Annotated in this window: 25 protein-coding genes; all 25 read left to right on the forward strand. The window is 49.0% G+C overall.

Annotation, left to right across the window (positions count from 1 at the left end):
* The first annotated feature begins 434 nt into the window (after positions 1-434).
* The 25 genes from P3339_RS09540 to P3339_RS09660 all read left to right on the forward strand — a co-directional run bounded on the left by P3339_RS09540 (position 435) and on the right by P3339_RS09660 (position 18,727).
* Positions 435-719, forward strand: a complete 285-nt coding sequence (locus P3339_RS09540) for a hypothetical protein (protein WP_282953213.1) — start codon at positions 435-437, stop codon at positions 717-719.
* A 26-nt stretch (positions 720-745) separates the two neighbouring features.
* The gene (locus P3339_RS09545) at positions 746-1,159 is read left to right on the forward strand and encodes a phage tail tube protein (RefSeq protein ID WP_282953214.1); all 414 of its coding nucleotides are present in this window, start codon (positions 746-748) and stop codon (positions 1,157-1,159) included.
* Positions 1,160-1,161: 2 nt separating this feature from the next.
* Positions 1,162-1,629, forward strand: a complete 468-nt coding sequence (locus tag P3339_RS09550) for a phage minor tail protein domain-containing protein (RefSeq protein WP_282953215.1) — start codon at positions 1,162-1,164, stop codon at positions 1,627-1,629.
* Positions 1,630-1,660: 31 nt separating this feature from the next.
* Positions 1,661-1,852, forward strand: a complete 192-nt coding sequence (locus tag P3339_RS09555; protein WP_502867321.1) for a hypothetical protein — start codon at positions 1,661-1,663, stop codon at positions 1,850-1,852.
* A gap of 3 nt (positions 1,853-1,855) precedes the next feature.
* Positions 1,856-4,075: a phage tail length tape measure family protein gene (locus P3339_RS09560; protein WP_282953217.1), complete on the forward strand. Its 2,220-nt coding sequence runs from the start codon at positions 1,856-1,858 to the stop codon at positions 4,073-4,075.
* Positions 4,076-4,079: 4 nt separating this feature from the next.
* Positions 4,080-4,487: a hypothetical protein gene (locus tag P3339_RS09565; RefSeq protein WP_282953218.1), complete on the forward strand. Its 408-nt coding sequence runs from the start codon at positions 4,080-4,082 to the stop codon at positions 4,485-4,487.
* A 373-nt stretch (positions 4,488-4,860) separates the two neighbouring features.
* A complete protein-coding gene (locus P3339_RS09570) occupies positions 4,861-5,184 on the forward strand; it encodes a hypothetical protein (RefSeq protein WP_282953219.1) in 324 nt (107 codons plus the stop codon).
* A gap of 362 nt (positions 5,185-5,546) precedes the next feature.
* Entirely contained in the window at positions 5,547-7,172 is a 1,626-nt protein-coding gene (locus P3339_RS09575) for a hypothetical protein (protein ID WP_282953220.1), read from the forward strand.
* 77 nt (positions 7,173-7,249) lie between these two features.
* Positions 7,250-8,005 (forward strand): hypothetical protein, encoded by a 756-nt coding sequence (locus tag P3339_RS09580; protein WP_282953221.1) that lies wholly within the window; start codon positions 7,250-7,252, stop codon positions 8,003-8,005.
* Complete coding sequence (locus P3339_RS09585) at positions 8,005-8,454, forward strand: hypothetical protein (RefSeq protein WP_282953222.1); 450 nt, start codon at positions 8,005-8,007, stop codon at positions 8,452-8,454. Before P3339_RS09580 ends, P3339_RS09585 begins: the two co-directional genes overlap by 1 nt.
* Positions 8,430-10,712 (forward strand): hypothetical protein, encoded by a 2,283-nt coding sequence (locus P3339_RS09590; protein ID WP_282953223.1) that lies wholly within the window; start codon positions 8,430-8,432, stop codon positions 10,710-10,712. The genes P3339_RS09585 and P3339_RS09590 overlap by 25 nt, the downstream gene beginning before the upstream one ends.
* An 86-nt stretch (positions 10,713-10,798) precedes the next feature.
* Positions 10,799-11,074, forward strand: a complete 276-nt coding sequence (locus P3339_RS09595) for a hypothetical protein (protein ID WP_282953224.1) — start codon at positions 10,799-10,801, stop codon at positions 11,072-11,074.
* Positions 11,075-11,088: 14 nt separating this feature from the next.
* A complete protein-coding gene (locus tag P3339_RS09600; RefSeq protein WP_282953225.1) occupies positions 11,089-11,472 on the forward strand; it encodes a hypothetical protein in 384 nt (127 codons plus the stop codon).
* 324 nt (positions 11,473-11,796) lie between these two features.
* Positions 11,797-12,180 (forward strand): hypothetical protein, encoded by a 384-nt coding sequence (locus P3339_RS09605; protein ID WP_282953226.1) that lies wholly within the window; start codon positions 11,797-11,799, stop codon positions 12,178-12,180.
* A 155-nt stretch (positions 12,181-12,335) separates the two neighbouring features.
* Positions 12,336-12,650, forward strand: a complete 315-nt coding sequence (locus tag P3339_RS09610; protein ID WP_157533280.1) for a hypothetical protein — start codon at positions 12,336-12,338, stop codon at positions 12,648-12,650.
* Positions 12,651-13,150: 500 nt separating this feature from the next.
* Positions 13,151-14,026, forward strand: coding sequence for an N-acetylmuramoyl-L-alanine amidase (locus tag P3339_RS09615; protein WP_282953227.1), 876 nt, complete (start codon positions 13,151-13,153; stop codon positions 14,024-14,026).
* Positions 14,027-14,114: 88 nt separating this feature from the next.
* Positions 14,115-14,477: a hypothetical protein gene (locus tag P3339_RS09620; protein WP_282953228.1), complete on the forward strand. Its 363-nt coding sequence runs from the start codon at positions 14,115-14,117 to the stop codon at positions 14,475-14,477.
* 243 nt (positions 14,478-14,720) lie between these two features.
* Positions 14,721-15,020: a hypothetical protein gene (locus P3339_RS09625; RefSeq protein ID WP_282953229.1), complete on the forward strand. Its 300-nt coding sequence runs from the start codon at positions 14,721-14,723 to the stop codon at positions 15,018-15,020.
* Positions 15,021-15,181: 161 nt separating this feature from the next.
* The gene (locus tag P3339_RS09630; RefSeq protein ID WP_282953230.1) at positions 15,182-15,631 is read left to right on the forward strand and encodes a hypothetical protein; all 450 of its coding nucleotides are present in this window, start codon (positions 15,182-15,184) and stop codon (positions 15,629-15,631) included.
* Positions 15,632-15,731: 100 nt separating this feature from the next.
* Complete coding sequence (locus P3339_RS09635; protein ID WP_282953231.1) at positions 15,732-15,920, forward strand: hypothetical protein; 189 nt, start codon at positions 15,732-15,734, stop codon at positions 15,918-15,920.
* 113 nt (positions 15,921-16,033) lie between these two features.
* Positions 16,034-16,348, forward strand: a complete 315-nt coding sequence (locus P3339_RS09640) for a hypothetical protein (RefSeq protein ID WP_282953232.1) — start codon at positions 16,034-16,036, stop codon at positions 16,346-16,348.
* A 133-nt stretch (positions 16,349-16,481) separates the two neighbouring features.
* Positions 16,482-16,790: a transposase gene (locus P3339_RS09645; RefSeq protein ID WP_282953233.1), complete on the forward strand. Its 309-nt coding sequence runs from the start codon at positions 16,482-16,484 to the stop codon at positions 16,788-16,790.
* Between the two features lie 11 nt (positions 16,791-16,801).
* Positions 16,802-17,644 carry an IS3 family transposase gene (locus P3339_RS09650; protein WP_282953573.1) on the forward strand — a complete coding sequence of 281 codons (843 nt, stop codon included), beginning with the start codon at positions 16,802-16,804 and terminating at the stop codon, positions 17,642-17,644.
* Between the two features lie 350 nt (positions 17,645-17,994).
* A complete protein-coding gene (locus tag P3339_RS09655; RefSeq protein ID WP_282953234.1) occupies positions 17,995-18,354 on the forward strand; it encodes a hypothetical protein in 360 nt (119 codons plus the stop codon).
* A gap of 103 nt (positions 18,355-18,457) precedes the next feature.
* Complete coding sequence (locus P3339_RS09660) at positions 18,458-18,727, forward strand: hypothetical protein (protein ID WP_282953235.1); 270 nt, start codon at positions 18,458-18,460, stop codon at positions 18,725-18,727.
* Positions 18,728-18,930 lie beyond the last annotated feature (203 nt).

An 18,930-nucleotide genomic window follows, 5' to 3' on the forward strand; every position in this document is an offset into this window, starting at 1 on the left:
ATCTTCTTCGGCGTCCGAGAGCACTGGAAATATAGCCAAATTAAGGTGGCATTGGCGGTAGTAATGGTCTCGTTTATATCTTCATATTGGATAGTAGCTTTCGGGGCTTTTGAGGTCGGGGCACGGTGGCTCGTCGGCATTTAATAAGTGACTATGAATAAAACTGCTTCCTTTTTTTGATTTGCATGGCTCATCGAGATTTAGGTAATCACCCAAGAAATGATGATTAGTTCGGTAAGCATTGCTGCACTGTAAACACCCTAACCCGCAATCGCGGGTTTTTTTATGCCCATAATTTATCAGGATTAGACTATGACTCGACGCATAGCCATACGCGATGCAGTACAGAAAGAAATAGAGAACATAAGCGGCTATTCATTCCCACCCCTGGCACCACAGAAGAAATCGATTCCAAAAAACTGCCAGCGATTGTGGTGGGTTTTGCAACCGAAAATACTGACCCCGAAATGCATGGCGGTACCAGTCGGCAGCTGGATCTGACTATTGCTGCGGTAGTAAAGAGCGATGGCGATATATATGCCGCACTGGATCAAGCGGCTGCAGATATTGAGAGTGCCCTGCAGGATGCCTCTCTGGGTGGCAGCTGTGACTTATTCCTACTCAGCCAAACCCAGTTTGCGCTGGATCAGGATCACCCACTGGGCGAGGTTCGATTGACCTATACGGCCCAGTATTCCACTGAATCCATAGACCTTTAATTGAGCAACCCACAGAGGGCACAACGATGGCACAAGGTTATAAAACAAAATTTTCCCGCAGCGATGATGGCAGCTCTTATACGCCAGTAGCGGGTATGTTAGATATCGACCCGGGCGAGGAGTCGCGCGGTTCTGTTGAGATGACGCCGATTGATGGTACCAGCGGCTATATGGATTACGATCCGTCAGGCTTACGTGATGCCGGTGAGGTTTCCATTACCTTGATTTGGAATGAGAGCGACAGCGGCCAGCAGGCACTGCGGGCAGATTACGACTCCGATACTAATAAGTATTACCAGATTGAATATCCTGAAGGCACGACAGTAGAGTTTACCGGCCATATTACCGGCTGGGGTAAGGCAGTGCCTAAGGATGACAAGATCACTCGCACCGTGAAATTTAAGATTTCCGGTAAACCCACTGTAACCGCAGGCAGCTAACAATGAATTCAGTTCTCACGCCTATTTTAGAATCCGAAACCGTTGTATTTGGCCAGCAGGAAGTAGAGTTATTTGAGCTGAGCGCCTACCACCGCTGTGAATATCTGCAAAAGACCACCGAAGATATTCCGCTGCCGCAGGGTGAAGAGTTACCAGAAACTGAACTGGAAAATTTTGGCCAGCTTTGGGCTTTCCGGTTGGGGGAGGTGAGCAAGAAGTTGTTGCTGGTTGCCTATGCCATCTGGATGAAACCAGACTGTCAGGAATCACTGGAGCAGATCCATCAGGGCTTAATTCGCAGTGTAACTCCTAAGTTGATTGATGTGCTTTATGTACCTGCGGCCAAGTTATCCGGTCTCTATGTAGAAGCATCCACTGAGGGAGAGAGCGGCGAACCAGAAAGCGAGGACAACGAAAAAAAGGCTAGTGCCGGGTTTCTATTTCGCCCGGCAGCTCGCGCGGGATTTTAATCGTCCCGACTATTTCAATATGTTGCGCTCCATGAGTTCTACCGAGTTCGACCACTGGTATGAATATCACTCTGAGCGTCCCCTAAATACCGAAGTCCAGCAGTGGCAACTCGCCCACATTGCCGCCGGCACACTGGGGGGCAAAGTCTCTAACTTCCTTCCTCTGCCGCACAAGCCAAAAACCGTGCAGCAACAAATCGCAATCTGGAACTCCATGAGCTGAGCAATGGCAAAACAAACTTCCATGGCCACCATGGTGGCGAATCTGGAGCTGCGCTCCACTCAATATAAGCGGGAGATGGCCCAAGCAACCGCACGCAATAAACAGCTCACCCGCGAAATGAAATCTACCAGTTCCGCGGGCACTATGTTTGGCCGCTCAATGCGTGGTGCTGCTCAGGGCGTCGCCGCGATTGATGGCCCTTTGGGTGGTGTATCTGGTCGAGTCGGTGCCCTGAATGGTCTGTTGACTAATGGCGCGGCTAGCTGGGCATTGTTTGGTGCAGGGGTGGCCGGTGTTACTGCGGTGTTTTATCAGAGCATTCGCGCCGGAGAGGAGATGGAGCGGCAGCAGCTCAAGATAGAAGGTCTGCTAAAAGCTACTGGCAGTGCCAGTGGTCGCACTGCACAACAGCTGGATGACCAGGTGCGCTCAGTGGCCCGCGCTACCTTGGCGAGCGTTACTGGTATCAGGGAAGCCCAAGGCGTATTGCTCACCTTTAAGGGTGTGCAAGGGCCAGTCTTTGATGATGCTATTCGACTGAGCCAGGATTTATCAGCCGTTATGGGTGGCGATGCCAAGAGTGCAGCGCTGCAGCTGGGTAAGGCATTAGAGGAGCCATCGACTGGCTTGACTGCTCTTAAGCGCGCGGGGGTGAGTTTTACCGAGCAAGAAAAGGAGCAGATTAAAACCCTGGAGCAGTCGGGCCGTGTAGCGGAAGCCCAGCGCATGATTCTGCTTAAACTGGAGCAGCAGGTGGGCGGTGCCGGTTCTGCCGAAGCGGGCGGTCTCACCGGTGCTACTGATTCCTTGGCGCAGTCCTGGCAGGAGTTTTTGGAGGGGCTCAGTAAAACCACTGGCTCAACCAGTATCGCTACGGCAGGGATTCAGAAACTCACTGGGGTAGTGGATACCCTGCGCCGAGGTATCGCACCAACTGATGAAGAAAAGCAGCGTACACAATTTGCTGAGCTTCCCAGCCGGTATGTTTCGCATCAACACCTGTTGGCCAAGGCAGAAGCTGAAGGCGTCCAGGTTCAGGTTGAAATTCACCGCCACAAATCGGAGCAAATACGCAAACAGCTTGATGAGTTACAGAATGCACACATAGCCGCGCAGAAGAAGCGACAAGAGGAAGAGCGCATAGCTGAAGAAGCTGCTGCAGCGGCGAGGGAGCAATCTGAGCGCGACCGTATTGCGCAACAACGTGCCATGGCAGAGGAGGCCGGTGGAGCTCAGTTAATACAGCTGGATCAATTTCTGGCAGATCAGCAGGGAAAAATAAAACTCGATCATGAGCAGAGACTGCAGCAAATAGCCGCCCTTCAGATTGCTGAGGAGGAGCTGACAAGGCGCGGCTTCGATTCTATCGAGGCTCTGCGGACTGAATACTCTGAGCGTGAGAAAGAGCGCTATCAAATGGCTCTGGCTGAAGAGCAGGCGCGCTCGGAGAGTGGTGAAGGCGATGGTAACCAAGCTGGCGCCGATGGCCTTACTGAAGTAGAGCGTCAGCGTATGGTGGCCCGCCTAGAAACATTGCAGCTTTCCTGGCTCACCGAGATGGAACAATTACAGGTACAGCAGGATGAAGAAATGGCCCTGCTGGATCAGGCCTATGCCAGCAAAATATTCGCTCATGATGAATATGAACGCAAACTCACTCTTTTAGAAAACAAACATCGAAAGCAGCGCGAAAAGCTCGAACAGGCTTCCAACAAAAGCAAGCTGAAAATGTTTACTACCGGTGCCGGGCAGATACTGTCTGCCGCGGCTGCTTACAACCAAAAAGCGGCAAAGGCAGAGATGGCTATGGCTGTTTTCTCTACTGGGGTTTCGCTAGTAAAGAATATTGCTAAGGCTTCTGAGATCGGTTATCCGCAAAATATTCCGATGATCGCCGGTGCTATTACACAAGGGGCGCAGATTGCCGGCATGTTGTCATCGCTGAAAGCACCCGGCGGGGTTTCCGGTGATGCCAGTGCGCCCAGTATGAGTACCGGGGGTGCGGTAGCAGCCACACCATCAGAGAGTTTTGCCAGTTCTGGTAATGATGGTTTTGTAGAAGGGGAAACCAAACAGCCGGCAAGCCAGTATATTTTTGAATTCCATGGCCCGGTTGGTGATCGCGCTGATCAGCTTATCGAGGATATTAAAACTCAAATTGAGGAAGGGGATCTGGTGTTATTTGATAAGAATAGTCGCCAGGGTCAGGAACTGATGGGGTAGGGCCATGTTAATTCAATACACTCCAACACGCTCTATTGTCGGCGATGGCAGTGATTATCAGATTGAAGCCAAGCTAAAACGCTATGACTGCAGTGACCGCCCCGAAGGTAAAGAGCACAAGGCGCTCAGTGGTAAAACAGAATACACAGTTTACCGCCTTGAAGAAGAATATCTTTGTCAGACGGTACCGCTAAAACTCACTTACACAGATTTGGCCCGTTGGCGGGAGTTTAAAAGAAGCTGCGCTTTCGGGGAATTTTTATTTTCGATGCATACGGCACTGAAGCCGCTGCCGATTTTCCGCAATAAGTGCAACTCAAATATAAATCCTTCAAAGAGCAGCGTCAGAAAGATGGCCGCTTTATTTTCTCTTTCACTACCGTTCAAGTTATCGCTTAATCATGCGCAATAATTCAGAAAATTTTGACCGGTACAACCGGGGGCTCAGCTTGAGCTGTTCTAGAATGAGCCTGCATCAGGCGACATTAGGCAAGGTAGTAGATCTCCGAACAATGTTTTTAGGGTGCTGCCTATGCAGTGTATAGGTCAGCAACAGGGTGCTGATGAAGGCATGACATTCCTGACGATTAAAGAGATCGAGGGTGTCATCATATGGCAATTATTGGGCGAAATGTGGTTGAGTTGTTTATGACTATCAATTACATTGCCGGCATGATCAATAACTGGGAGAGTGGACTTGCGAAGTGATGCTTTTGCGGAATATTAATCTTTATGCTCCAATCTCTTTTACTATCCTAATCAATATTCCATATATGGAGAGAGTGATGAAAAAATTTTTTTCATTTTGCTTAATGTTAATTTCACTTAGTGCTCAAGCTGGTACACAAGAAGGTCAAATCACAAGTATCCTTAATAGGGCAAGTGATGGATTGCATTATTTTAGAATGTCGGGAACTGCTGTAGATAAACCTGATTGCGCTTCAGGGAGTTATTGGATGATTAAAGATGAAAATTCTACTGCTGGAAAATCACAATTCTCAATGGTTTTGACCGCCTATGCCTCAGGAAAAACGGTCCAAGTTATAGGGTCCGGGAAATGCGACCGCTGGCATGATGGTGAAGATGTAAACTCAATTATACTGAAATAATCTAAGAATCGTTCCGGTTGGTGCGGAAGATCCTCCTCTATTAAGTAAATAATAGTAGTCTCTGTTAGATAAAAGCCTGCATTCAACTCTGAAGTGCAGGTTATATTCCGCTTATCCTCAGCGCATCTATCCTTTAGCTTTTCGGTAGCTCACCTTGTGATTTCCCCAAGGACTTCCTTTCCGCATTGGAATCCTTGTTATTATCGATATAAGCCTTTCTACCGAGTATTTAAAATTGCCCAGGTGGTATCTTCCACCTTGATTGTTGCTGTGTTCCCTGCTGTTAAGCGCTGAACTAGCTCTTTTACACAGCCCTCCAAGTGTTTTTTATCTTTTATTATTACTGCAGTCATAGCTTAATCATGCGCAATAATTCAGAAACTTTTGACCGGTACAACCGGGAGGTTCAGCGTGAGCTGCGTTTGGTCATCGAAATCGGCTACGACCTGCCGCTCTACATTACTAGCCACAACGATATTCCCGGCCTGCCTTTAAACGCGATTCTGGGCACCCTAAAAAAGTGCAGCGCTACCAGCCAAAAATTAATCCCAGAGCAGGGCCTGGCGCAGATTGGTGCTATCTCGTTTGAGGTGGTAGATATTGGTGGCCAGCTGTCCTATGTGCTGCGCGACGAGCTGGAGCAGGGCAACGGTATCAAGGGCCGTACGGTGCGGCTGTATCAGGGTTTTGCTGGGCTCGACTGGAATGATTTTCGCCTGGAGCAAACCCAGATTGCCGAGGAATCCATTTCCTATGCGGAAGGGATCTACCGGGTACGCTGCCGGGATATCCAGCGCGAGATGCGCCGCGATATTTTTGTACCTAATACCACGCGCCTGGCTGCCAATTTCGCCAAAGCGGATACCACCCTGCAGGTATTTGATACCAGCAACTTTGAAGCGAACCCACATACCGCAGCTTATGGCGATGCCCCTGGCCAATCCGTGTATTACCTGAAGATTAAATATCAGGACGGTTTCGAGATTGTGCGCGCAACCGGTAAAACCAGCAGTAGCTTTACCAACTGCGCTAGGGGTTTGTTCGGCACCTTTGCCCGAGACCATGCCCTGCCTGAAGACAGCGACGACGAAAGCGGTGTAGAAGTTGAAGAATTTATCTATCTGGAAGGCCCTGGCCCCCAGCTGGCCTATGCACTGTTGACTGGAAAGATTCTCGGTACCAATAACGTACTGCCCAGCAATTGGCACCTGGGCATAGACCCCGCTTTCGTGGTGCTGGATGAGTTCCAAAACATTGGCGCCGACTGGTACAAGCCCGGCGACCACAGCAAAGGCAAGATCCTACGTTTCGATGGCCTGGAAAAGACTGACGGCAAGAAGTTTATCGAGACCGAAATCAATTTATTGCTCGGCGCTTTTATGCCGGTTAATGCGGCCGGCCAGCTAGGTTTTCGCCGTATGGCTGGGGTGCTGGCTGAATCCGGCAATGTGGCCACCATAGGCCCCGATGATGTGAAAAGCCTGGGTGAATTGAAATACAACCTGGCCGGGGTGCGCAATGTTTTCTCGGTGCAATGGAGCTGGTTTGAGCAGCCCGGATTCGATGGCAAGTTTCTGCGCTCGAATAATTTAATCGATGCGGATTCGGTGGCTATTCATGGTGAAGCAAAACAGCACAGTTTAAAGTTTCGCGGTCTGCACAATTCCCGTCACACCTATACCACGATTAAAAACACCTTCGATGCTCTGCGCGATCGTTTCGCCGGCCCACCTTTAAGCCTGCGTTTAGGATTACTGCCCAGTAACAATGACCTGGAAGTGGGGGATATTGTACGGGTGAGCCTGCCGCAATTGCGCGATCACTCTATCCGCGGAGACAGGCCCTACGATTTTAATTTTGGTCGTGACAGCGAAGGCTGGATCCCTCGCGATGGCATCACCACTTCCAGCATTAGCAATAGTGTCCTTTCGGTAACAGTAAAAGGTGAAAACCCCTGGATCAGTCGCAGCTTTGCGCCCACTTTTTAGGGGCGGATCTGCCCTTTATTAAATTGCGTGTGCGCCGCACCAGCGACGAACTTATAGCGGCGGGCAGCGGAAGCAAGTTGTTTTTTAAACACACCGAGAGCAGCAGCTATTTTTCTGCTGGCACTGCGGAAATGCTGGACCTGATTGAGCGCCTAAATGGGGCCAAAGGGGAGTGGCAGGAGTTGGTGCTTAATCTGTCCCAAGTTAGCGACTGGACCGGCAACCAAGTTTCTTTAATTCGTTTCGATATTGGTCACGACCACAGCGCAGACTACAGCTATGACATGGACTATATTCGCCTGTTGCCAGCGCTGGGCCTCGATGAGTACAGCCTAGACCGCGCTATGGAAGTGCAACGCATCAGTATCGATCAGGTGAGCGGTGCGGTATCCGTGGATCTATTCGGCAGTTACCAGCCCGCCGGCATGATTGCCGATCAGGCTGAAAGCACCAGCGCGGAATTACCGGATGCCTGGTACAGCGCTGAAGGTGCGGCCATGACGGCCAGTGGCCTGAGTATCGATGCCAGCGGCTTTTTAACTGCTGATGGTACTTTGGCTGGAAATGGCGATAGCCGCGCAATTTATTATTACCCGGGTGATCTTACGATACCTGCAGGACGCACACTTTCTGTGAGTGGCAATATTGAGCTGCGGGTGCGTGGTGTATTGCAAATTGACGGCACTTTACGGGGCACCCCAAGCAATAGCGGCGTGGGCTTTCTCGGTTCCTGTTATGGCGGTGCAGGTCAGTTAAAAAATGCTCAAGAGACTGTCAATCGAGGAACAGCCAGAGGGGCTTGGGGAAAAACTGTCAAAGCCCCAATGAGGTAATGCCGCCCCTTAATATCGAGAATAACGGCGGAGATCTACAAGGGATCCCTGACGACCTATCCGGATCTGGTGGGGCTCGCGGTGGTCACTCCTCTTTTTATTCCTTTGATGGCAGTTATGAACCCAGCGGACGCGGTGGTTTAGGTGGAAAGGGCGGTGCTGGGATTGTTGTAATTGCGCGAGGTATCGCCATTGGTGTCAGCGGCAAAATAGAAAACTCCGGTGAAGATGGCAGCCCCGGTACTACTGGCGATAGCAATGTAATTCAGGTGCCTGGAGGCAGTGGCGGCGGTGGTGCCCCTGGCGGCATAGTGCTGTTGGTCGACGGTACACAGAACCCCATGCCAATCCTTAGTAACAGCAAAATACATGTTATGGGGAAAGCCCGGATAGCCCCGGTAATGCCGGGCACGGGGGCACCTGTTTGGGCACCAATGCCGCGCGCCTGATGTTTGTGCCCAAGTCGCGCACGCCTTATACCGACTATGAAGACCCGGCACTCGACCCTGAAGTACAGCAGGCGATCGATAAGGCCGAAGCCGCACAGGCGGATGCTGATGCCGCATTGGCAGACCTGGATAACATTGCCGCCGATGGTGTTTTACATCAAAACGAAAAGCTAATTGTCATTCGTGAGTATGCCCAGCTTCAGGCAGAGCAAGTGGGTATTGAAGCGCAGGCTGATGGTGCCGGACTCGTAATAGAAAAAGGAAACTACTCCGGCAACCTGGCAGCCCTCACTAGTTACCTGGGGGGCTTATCTCCCATCTGGAACGATACCGCAGCCAGCACTTCTATCAGCCGCACAATATGGAATGCTAATTGGGAGGCGGTGTACAGCGCTCGCCAAGTCCTACTCAACGCTATCGCCCAACAGGCACGCGAGGCGGGCATGGTCGGGGCCACGCTGCAGTTTCAGTGGGATGGCCGCCCCACCGGGTTACTTTGGCCCACCAATACCAACTATGCCGGCGGCACTAAGTATTCTTTTAATGCCACTGCTGGCCAAGGCTTTATCCATGTACTGGCCTATGATGCCGAAGGTGGTGGCCCGCGCGTTGGTTTGAATGGTGTCCAGGTCGGAATTATGAGTGGGCCGAATGATTCAACCCAATGGTATTCCTTCCCAGTCACTCTTCAAGCTGGAGCCAATGAAATCTCTATCTGGGCCAACGCCGCAGACGGGGGAAGTTATGGCGGTATCGTGGTTACCCTCGGCGGTAGTGGTGACCCCGAGGCATTGTTGGGAGTGTCTGCAGCGGATGCCAAGGCACAAGCCGCCGCAAATGCTGCTGCTGAAGCCAAAACTGATGCCGCGGCTGCTCTATTAGACTTCAGTAACATAGCCGCAGATGGCAAACTGCACCCTACCGAGAAATTAACCGCGGTGCGCGAATACAACCAGATTCTGGCAGAGCAGGGCGATATCGAAGGACAAGCCAATAGCTACGGCATTACCACCGAGAAAACCAACTACAGCGGTGCAATAACAGCACTCTCCAGTTATCTCAGCGGCGCAGGTCTGGGCAATACCTCAACAGTCACCAGCATTGATCGCACCACCTGGAAAGCCAAATGGCAGGCGGTATATAGCACACGACAAAAGGTGCTGATTAAAATCGATCAGATTGCCGGTGCCCGTGCAGACTGGGAAGAAATTTATGGGACCAATAAACCTGAGGAGGGCGCCACAGTCGGCGCTACCGTACAGGAGCGTGCGCAGATCCGCTCCATGCGTAATACCTTTTTGGAGGATTTTTCTGATAGCAATTATTCCCAGTACTGGACCAACTTTTCCGGCGGATACCAGAATTTCTATACCAGCGGTTACCTAACAGTTGGTGGTGGTGCGGCTCGCCTGACTAATCATGTTTCGATGTACCACGCAGAAAAAATACCCTTTGATCCCAGTAAGCTTTACCGGATAGAGACTCGGGTTTATATGTATGCCGCAGGTGATGCCGATCGCACCATGTATGCCGGTTTGGCTGGTTACGATAATACCGGTACTGCTTGCAATGCTACTGGTGCAGATACTATGAGTAGCCAGCACTATGTCCTTGCTGCTGGCCTAAACATAGTGGGGCAGAATTGGCAGAAGCTGGTGGCCTATGTCAAAGGCAACGCTAGTGGCAATGCTGAATACAGTGGCGTTAGAGGAGCGAACCATATTGGCAACCCAGCCAAGCTACAGAACAAAGTACGGTTTATTGCCCCGATTTTTTATTGCAATTATCCGGCTAAAACGGGTGATACCTTAATCGATTATATAAAAATCGATGTGGTGGAAGTGCAGGACCAGCGCAATCTGCCGATGATTCAATCTGGTATTGCCAGCCTGCCTACCAGTTCCGCGCTGTCCGGCTCAGATGATGGCAGTACCGCAAAAATCACGATTGCCGCGCACTCGGTGCAGTTTGGTTTCGGCATTGTTAATTACAACAGTGGCAGCATCACTGGTTTGTCCTTCAGCACTAAATATTATGTGTACTGTGATGATCCAGGCACTCAGGGCGGTGCGGTTACCTATTACGCAACTACCAACATTTACCAGCTGGCTGCCAGCACCTGGCGCCGAGGTATAGGCACTATTACAACCCCGAGTAATGGCGGCGGCACTACGGTCCCTAGAGACCCTGGTGCATTGCTGCAGGCACTTGGCTGCGCGAAGGTTTACTTGCGGACAACTGCGAAAGCGGAGACCTGATCGATTGCTGGGATACCGGCGACAACGATGTCCACTTAAGTTCCATTATTGGCGGGGTAGATGCAGAGCCAGAAATACCCTGTGTATTGCTCACCACAACAAGTGGTGCCCACGTAATTTGCAGCCGTGAAACCCCCGTCACCGACCGTGCAGGCCAAGTATACGAGGCGCAGCACTGCCAGGGCGTTGAGCTGGGTGTACTGCATGAAGAAGAACCGCTCACCTGGGAGCGTGTCGAGAGGGTCGAATGTGCCGGCCTGCGTACCGTGTACAAAATATCTGTAGGTGGTAAGAGCTACGCCGCCGGCGTTGATCCGCAGCACCGAATTATCACCCACAACGGACAACATAAATCTGATTGATTAAGGAATAGAGAATGCCCAGCTTTTCCCCGATAACAGTGCCAGGCCTGGAGGCCTGGCAGTTCGCCTACACCATCGACGACGGCCACAGTGCGGGCACTATTGTGCGCGCAACGGTAACTCAGGCCATCGAGCCCACCAATAACGAAGCTCAGGCTGCCGCAGTGCTTAAATGCTCCATTGCCGTCATTGATGACCAGAACAATGTACAGACTGATGGCGCCGGCGATCTGATGTCCAGTGTTTATGTCACCACCAAGACTCTGCAGACTGATGCAGGCCAGCCGGTAAACGTCGCTGACCATGTAGCGGGCCTGGTATCTGACTGCATTGTCGAAGTGGCCAACCGCCTGGCTGTGCATAGCTCTATTGCGGCGATGGCGATACCGAGTGGGTGATACTGGCTGTGGTTTTCAGTAGTGGAGTGGGCGTATCGCCGGTGCGAAAGCCCGAATTATAGAGCCATGGCTTACATCTACAGAAAGTCTCCCCTAACTTATTGATTTAATTATGGGTAAAATGTGTTCAAGAGCGGGAAGTTGAACCAGACGACTTGAGCCAATGGCTCACTATCTCTGGTTGTTATTTAGGCAATAGTTTATAACCTGCTGTAAATAAAGGCTTTTCTGCGGAGCTCGGAGGCTCCCTCCCAGAAATAGTGGCCAAATGGATAGTGAGCCACTGGCTCATTAATAAACTGTTATGCGCTTTAGGATAGACTTGTGAATTTTAAGATAATCGCTATATACACAATTCTTTCGTTCATCATAGGAACTTTGGTCGGTATTCCGTTCGGATTATGGATCAGCCATGACGAGAAGATTATTGAATCACCTGTCTATCACCTATTCGTCTATGTGTCTGGTTTTCTGGCAAGTTTTTGTATTTATTATTTCCTATTCAAAGTTAAATTAGAAAGACCAGTCCTACATGCTCTGATCATCGGTGTTTTAAGTAATATGCTAGGAGGTCTCATCGTTTATCTACTAGTTGGTGTGACCACTCCGATACTGCTTTTGTATGTCGATGTATTATTAATGTTTGTTGCCATCGCTTTAGCGTTATATGTCTGCAAAATTCGGGAGCAGTTCGGTGTACGCGCATAACAAGGCAGTCAACTCGGACAGCCCGCGCTTCGCGCGGCCTGCCGGTTACTGCGGGCGTTAAGCGAAAAATGAAGCACATCATACTGACCATATTAATATTGGCATTCTCTACTGCCAGCCACGCATGCATCATGAGTCCGTTCAAAAGAACCGCCATGGACTCTGATAGAATGCTCCAAGAATATGATGTGATGTTCTTTGGGCGTCTCGATTCAGAAGAGATGATCCAAGATGGGCGAAAACAAGTGGCCACATTCACGGTTATAAAGTCCTACAAAGGTAATGTTTCAGGAGTGGTGGTAATAAACAACAAGCTAAGTTCAAGTTGTTCTCGTGTATTTCAAATACCTAACAGTGCTTTTTATGTGTTTGCTAAATCCGCTGAAACAGAGGGTGTCTATGAAATCTCTGGATTCGCATCGTTTATTCCACTTGGTAATGCAATGGAGTACGAATGGTCACCCGAGTAAAATCGCTTAACAAACGCAGGCTGTCGGAACGCCTTTCCGCTCCTTCGTCGCTACAAGTCGTCCGCAGCTGCGGGCGTTATAAGTCATGATGAGAAAGTGCCCAAAATGTAAAGAGAAAGCGGTAAAGGTAAAAATGCTGTCTTTCTCAAGTAGAATGCATTGCGAAAAGTGCTTCTTCCAGTATGAATACACATCCTTATCTAAGTGGGTGATAGCATTTTACGGGGCCTGTATACCCATCCTTGCAATCTACATGGGGTTGGCACTTCAAAGCTTAGTGGTTTTTGGATCCCTATTGTTAGCTGCTCCATTTCTTGCTGAGTTTGTTTTTGCAAAGTATTGCTCACTAAAGCCAGTTGGCATCAGGGCCTTAAGGGAGAAGCTCCGTGGCAAAAGCTTATAACAAGCGGCTGTTGTCGCGCCTATGGCGCTGGGACGGCCATTTCGCCGCTCCATGGCCGCCCCAAAGCCGGGCGTTATGCGTCAAGGAGATATAGCGAGTGATCCGTGAATATGTGGTAACTCTGAAGAAGCCTCCTGATGGTGAGAAGCGATCCACTTCGATTGTAGAAGTTTTGAAGCTCTTCACGACGATCATCGCAAGCGTCGCCATCCCAATTGTGTTGCTAATTGTTGGTAAGGGTATTGAAGGGTCGGTAAAAAGCAAAGAACTTGAAACGAAGTACGTCGAAATTTCTGTGGGGATTCTTACTGAGCCACCCAGGCCCGAGACCGTAAATCTGCGCAAATGGGCAATCGACAATATTAATAGATACGCCGAAATTAAGCTAAGTGAAGAAGCGCAAGAAGAACTGAATACTGAGTCACTCCCCAGCGTAAAGATTGGCACCTCTTCTCCCTCGAGGAACTTCACCGTTCCATCATCTCCTCGCAGCATTGAGTATGTCGTTATAGCAGACACTGAAAATGCAACCTTAGAGAGTGTAATGTCCTCGCTATCAAGACCTAACGTAAATGCCTCTTATCATTATGTTATTGGCACAGATGGGACCATTGAGAAGTTGGTGGAAGAAGAGAATATAGCTTGGCACGCAGGAAGGAGCAGCTGGAAAGGTAAAGAGAATCTTAATAGCATTTCAATCGGCATCGGTTTAGTTCACCTTGCGACCTCGGATGGAAAGAATTGGCTAAAACTTCCAATAGACCACCCAGCTGTTGGTCCAAAATACCCTGAAGCTCAAATAGAGGCTCTGGTTGGCTTACTCGCGGAAATAACTGAGCGTCATGGGATAGCGCCTGACGATGTGCTTACTAAGCAAGATATCGCCCCCAGCCGCCGGAAAACCGACCTGCACGGAGAGTTAATGAGGCGAATCCGAGCACGTCTTAGTGAGATTCGAGGTGATCAAGAGTGACGCATAACAACGCCATGCAACCGAACGCTTTTTCGCTACGCTCCAAAGCGGCGGCTGATGGCGGGCGTTATGCTCAAGTAGGAATGAAATGAATCGTATATTTCTCGCAATAATTTTGATTACCATTGGCGGTTGTGCGTCCCAAGAGGTGAGGGAAATAGAACTTCCTGAAATTATGAGTATTGAAGGAAAGAATTTCATTTCCGCGGCTGCATTCAAAGAACACGAATTAAGTATCACCAGGCCGAAAAGTGGCGAATTAGTAGTAAATATCCCTGAAAAAGAAGCACCATTTTACTGGACCTGTGGTGGAGTTTACTGGGATGGGCTCATTCAAGGCCAAAGCATATTGGAAGAAGCAGATTTAGTCTTGGACTTTAAAGGAGTCAAAGAGGTTTGGGTCCCTATAGAAGGTAAGCCCAAGAAACTTTATATTTTCGAGGTTCGCTAGCATAACAAGGCCGGGCAATTTGCTTCGGGCCTGCGGCCCTCCACGGGACAGCTTGCCTTGTGCACCTTTTGCGCAGGTCGCTTCGCTCCCATTTTCGCGCAAAACGCGCACAAGGTAAGCTGCCCCTGCCGGTGGCATTATGAATTCATGAGAAATACTAAATCAATACTGCTACTAGTTCTCTTGGGGCTGACCGCTTGTAGTAATAAGCCGTCCGGCGGGTTTATGCGAGGAGATGTGCCTATGGTTGTCGGTATGTTTGAAAATTACTATGGCAAGCATGTTCAAGTTGTCGGTTATATGTACAAACCGCCTAGAGGCAATGTTTTAGTATTAATCCCATCAAAAGATCATATTAATTTACAGACACAGCCTCCAGCTAACGTATTGAGTTTACTGTTATTCTCAGACACAGCAATTAGAAATGGCAGCGTTCACTCCGAGATGGAAGGGTGTATTGGTAAGACTACCTATGTGTCTGGGCTAGTCGGCATTTTTTCTGGGTTACCTGCAATTGAAGAGATTCGTGAAGTGGCGTGCTAAATTCATAACAAATGCATGCAGGATGCCCCGGCCCTTCGGGCCTCCGCGGGACGCCCAACGCTATGCACATTTTGTGCGGGTCGCTACGCTCCCAGTTTCGCACAAAATGTGCATAGCATTGGTCGCCCCTGTTGCGGGCGTTAGAAGTAAGAGAGTAAAAAGTGCGACGAAAGGAATTCAAAAGCATCGCGAAAGGTTTTGCTAAGCGTTTAGCAAGCCGCAACAATGACTATGAAGGTTATTGGTCACTAGGCCAGCTCTTAACCATCGCTCGGCAAATGGAAGCAGACAAATTGTCCCTTCGAGCGTCACAAGATGTAGTCGAATGTAATAATTCTAATTTGCTCCCATTCGCTCAAGCCTATTTGGCATACTTATCTGAAATGGTAAAACGCATGGGTGGCAAAACTAGCTGGCTTCAAAGTGTGTCTATTGAGTTCACATTCTCCACTGATCCGAAACGATCCTACAGCTTTTGGGGGCAGCATTTGATGCAGTGCAGTATTTCTGCAAAGCTTACATCAGACTTGGGCAAGCAGTTTACGGCATCTGCCATTAGTTATTGCGTCTCTCACAATCCGAACAAGGAGCAGAGACGTGCACACTTCTAACAAGTTTAGCCAGCATCGCCCCAGCAAAAAGACGCTGGGGCTGGACCTCGCTGCGCTCGGCCGCTGCTAAAAGCGTTATGTGTACTAGGAACCATCGAATATGAGTAGAAGTATCCATAAAACCGTAAAAGGAGTTTATGGCGGAAAGTCGGCTCGTGAGATGCATCGTATGCTGAACGAGAATGATCCCGACACTCAAGAGCTTGGGAAAAAGTACTCATATAAAAACTCTGAGCGGGAAAGGCGCAGCTACAAAAAGCAAGTGAAAAAGATTGAGAGTGAGCGGTAAATGTATATTGCGCGTTCACATAACAAGCCGCAGCAACTGCTCCCATCGGTCGCTGGGACCGCCAAAACGCTGCGCTTATTTGTCGGCCCCTGTGCGGGGCGTTATGCAACTATATGAATTTTCAAAATATACACAGGAAGGTGAAGTACATTTGTCTAGCATTGTTCCCGGTTGGTTTCATTATCGGCGGGATCACCGAAATTCCAAACAGTACAGAACGAGCAGCTAACTACTTATTCTTCGTTGGAGCGATATTCATGATCTCATACTGCTTAAATGGTATTGAAAGAGGGAAGATTGAGCTGCTTTCTTATACAGATAAACTCGATAAGAACAAAGAGCCGGTGCTCTTTTGGTTATTTGTTTCAGGTATTTTGTTCTGCTCAGTTGTAGCGGCACCAGTTTTATTGTACAGAGTGTTTGCGTAACAAGCGCAGGTTGTCGGACTGGTTGTCCGTTACGCTCCAATCCAGCCGCAACTGTGGGCGTTATGTGTAAGACTTGCCCACGTTTGGTAGACACCCTGTATAGTTAGGTTTAGGCCTAACACGGAGGTGTATCATGGGTAAGAAAAGAACTCAGGCGTATACGGAGGAGTTCCGTAGAGAAGCAGTTAAGAGAGCGGAAAAGCCTGGGGCAACAACGGCCTCCGTGGCACGAGGGCTAGGCGTCAGCGCACAGCAGATCTACAACTGGCGTCGTCAATTTAATCGACTGCCTGATAAGCAGTTCAATAGTTTAGACGGCGTCAACTATTCCAAACAGGAAAGCGCTGAAGTTCGCAAGCTCAAGAAGGAACTGCATGAAGCACGTCAGGAGGTTGAATTTCTAAAAAAGGCAGCTGCGTACTTTGCGAACCACCAAGAGTAAAGTACGCACTGATACAAGAGCATGTAGGGTCATTCCCGGTTAGCTTGATGTGTCGGTGTTTAGAAGTCTCAAGATCGGGTTATTATCGATGGCGAGGGCGGTTGCCACCTCCTCGCACGATTAGAAAGATACGAACAATCGATAAAATCCGAGAGACGTTTACTGCGTTTAAAGGTCGTTATGGAGCGCCTAGAATCGCTTACGAGCTTCGAGAGTTAGGTGAGCCGTGTTCACGGAACTACGTCGCTAAGCTTATGCATCAGGAGCATATTAAAGCGAGAAACGGCAAAGGCTTTCGATATAGTCAGCCCGTAGAGGGGAGCATTAATGTCTCCGCCAACTTACTTAAGCGTTGCTTTGATGTGAATCGACCAAATTGCCGCTGGACAAGTGACATTACATATATCTGGGTTCTGGAGCGGTGGTTGTACCTCGCGGTAGTTATGGATCTGTATTCTCGACGTATTGTAGGTTGGGCATTCGACTCCCAGATGACCGATGAATTGACACGTCGAGCATTGAAAATGGCTCTAGAGCGACGACAAATAAAGCCTGGACTAATAGTTCACTCTGACAGGGGTGTGCAATATCGATCGCAGAAATACCAGGATCTCTTGTCCGAAAGCAAGTGCAAGCCGAGTATGAGTCGCCAGGCTAACTGTTGGGATAATGCGGCAATGGAATCATTCTTTAGCAGGCTAAAAGTCGAGCTGGTCTATGCCGGAACATTCGAAGGCGAAGAGCAAGCAAAATTTGAGGTGTTTGAGTACATTGAGATTTTCTACAATAGGGTTCGTAAGCACTCTGCATTGGGCTATGTAAGTCCAGCAGAGTATGAGCGAAAATACGCATAGTTAGAGTGTCTACTTTTTGTGGGCAAGACCAGTGTCACCGTTAGCACAAGCTTGGATATTCAACAGAAATATGGATTTTTAATAGGTCGTATGAAAAGTTGGTTTATACCCGTTTCAATTGTTCTTCTTCTGCTCGTACTTGCTGTGGTCGTGCCGGCCATCATGCTTCAGTTAAAAATAGATAAGTGCTTAGATAGTGGCGGTAAGTTCATGCATGACAGTAAAGAGTGTGAGGTCGTAAAGTAGTTAATGTATCCAACACATAACAAGTCAATCAATGTCGCCCCTTCGGGGCTGGACCTTCGCACTGCGTGCTCCGGCCCATTATTGAGGCGTTAAGTGTTCACACTATGAAATACATCGTGCCACTATTGTCCTTATTCCCGCTGCCAGCTCTGGCTGAGGTATCAGACAAGATGACCTCTATTCCAGTAATGTGGATTCAGGGAGCCGTCGGTGCAATAGTATTATTGCTTGTAATTCGTCGTTTTATCTGGGCAAGTGCTTTTGGTGCGCTAGTGGTAGCTTTTTTTACTTACGCTTCATTCGCTACTTTTGATGATCCACATATTGGCCCGGCAATAATTAAAGAACAAGCCACACCGTATATTGTCGCCGCATATGGTTCAGCGGTCCTCATGGGAGTGGGGTTGTGTTGTGGCATCTATTTAAATCGCAGGCGCTGCAGGCAATGCAGGAAATGCACTTAACAAATCAATCAGCTGCGCGCCTTCGGCGCCGGACCGCTAAAAGCGTGGCTTTGCCACAACGCGGCCGGTTATTGAGGCGTTATGTGAACTCGCCTCGGAATATATGACTGAGATAGAAATAGAGCTATTAGAGAATTTATTTGATTCTTTAGACAAGCTGTTCGATAGAAAGTGTACGGTCTTTGACTTGACGTCAGAATTACAGACCACACAATCAAGATTAGGGCTGAACCCACCTATAGACTTAAATCCATACTTAGAAAAGCTAAACAAGCTAATAAAAAGTGAGGAGTCTGAAGAAGCTAAACGCAACGAAGCCCTTGCTATTACTAATAAATTGCGGGAGCAATTGAACGATCTATTACCTATTTAACGCACACATAACAAGGCGATCAAGACGGACCTATTTTTCGTCGCTTCAAATGTGTGCTTTAATAGCACACATTCAAACCAACAAAAAATAAGCCGCTTATCACGGCGTTATGTGAATCCAAGTTATGGCAAATATACCAATAAATATTAGGAATGGATTTTTTGAGCACTGGTGTGATGATTTCTTATGCCATTACGGAATAG

It is taken from the genome of Microbulbifer sp. MLAF003, from assembly GCF_030012965.1.
Taxonomy (GTDB): Bacteria; Pseudomonadota; Gammaproteobacteria; order Pseudomonadales; family Cellvibrionaceae; genus Microbulbifer; species Microbulbifer variabilis.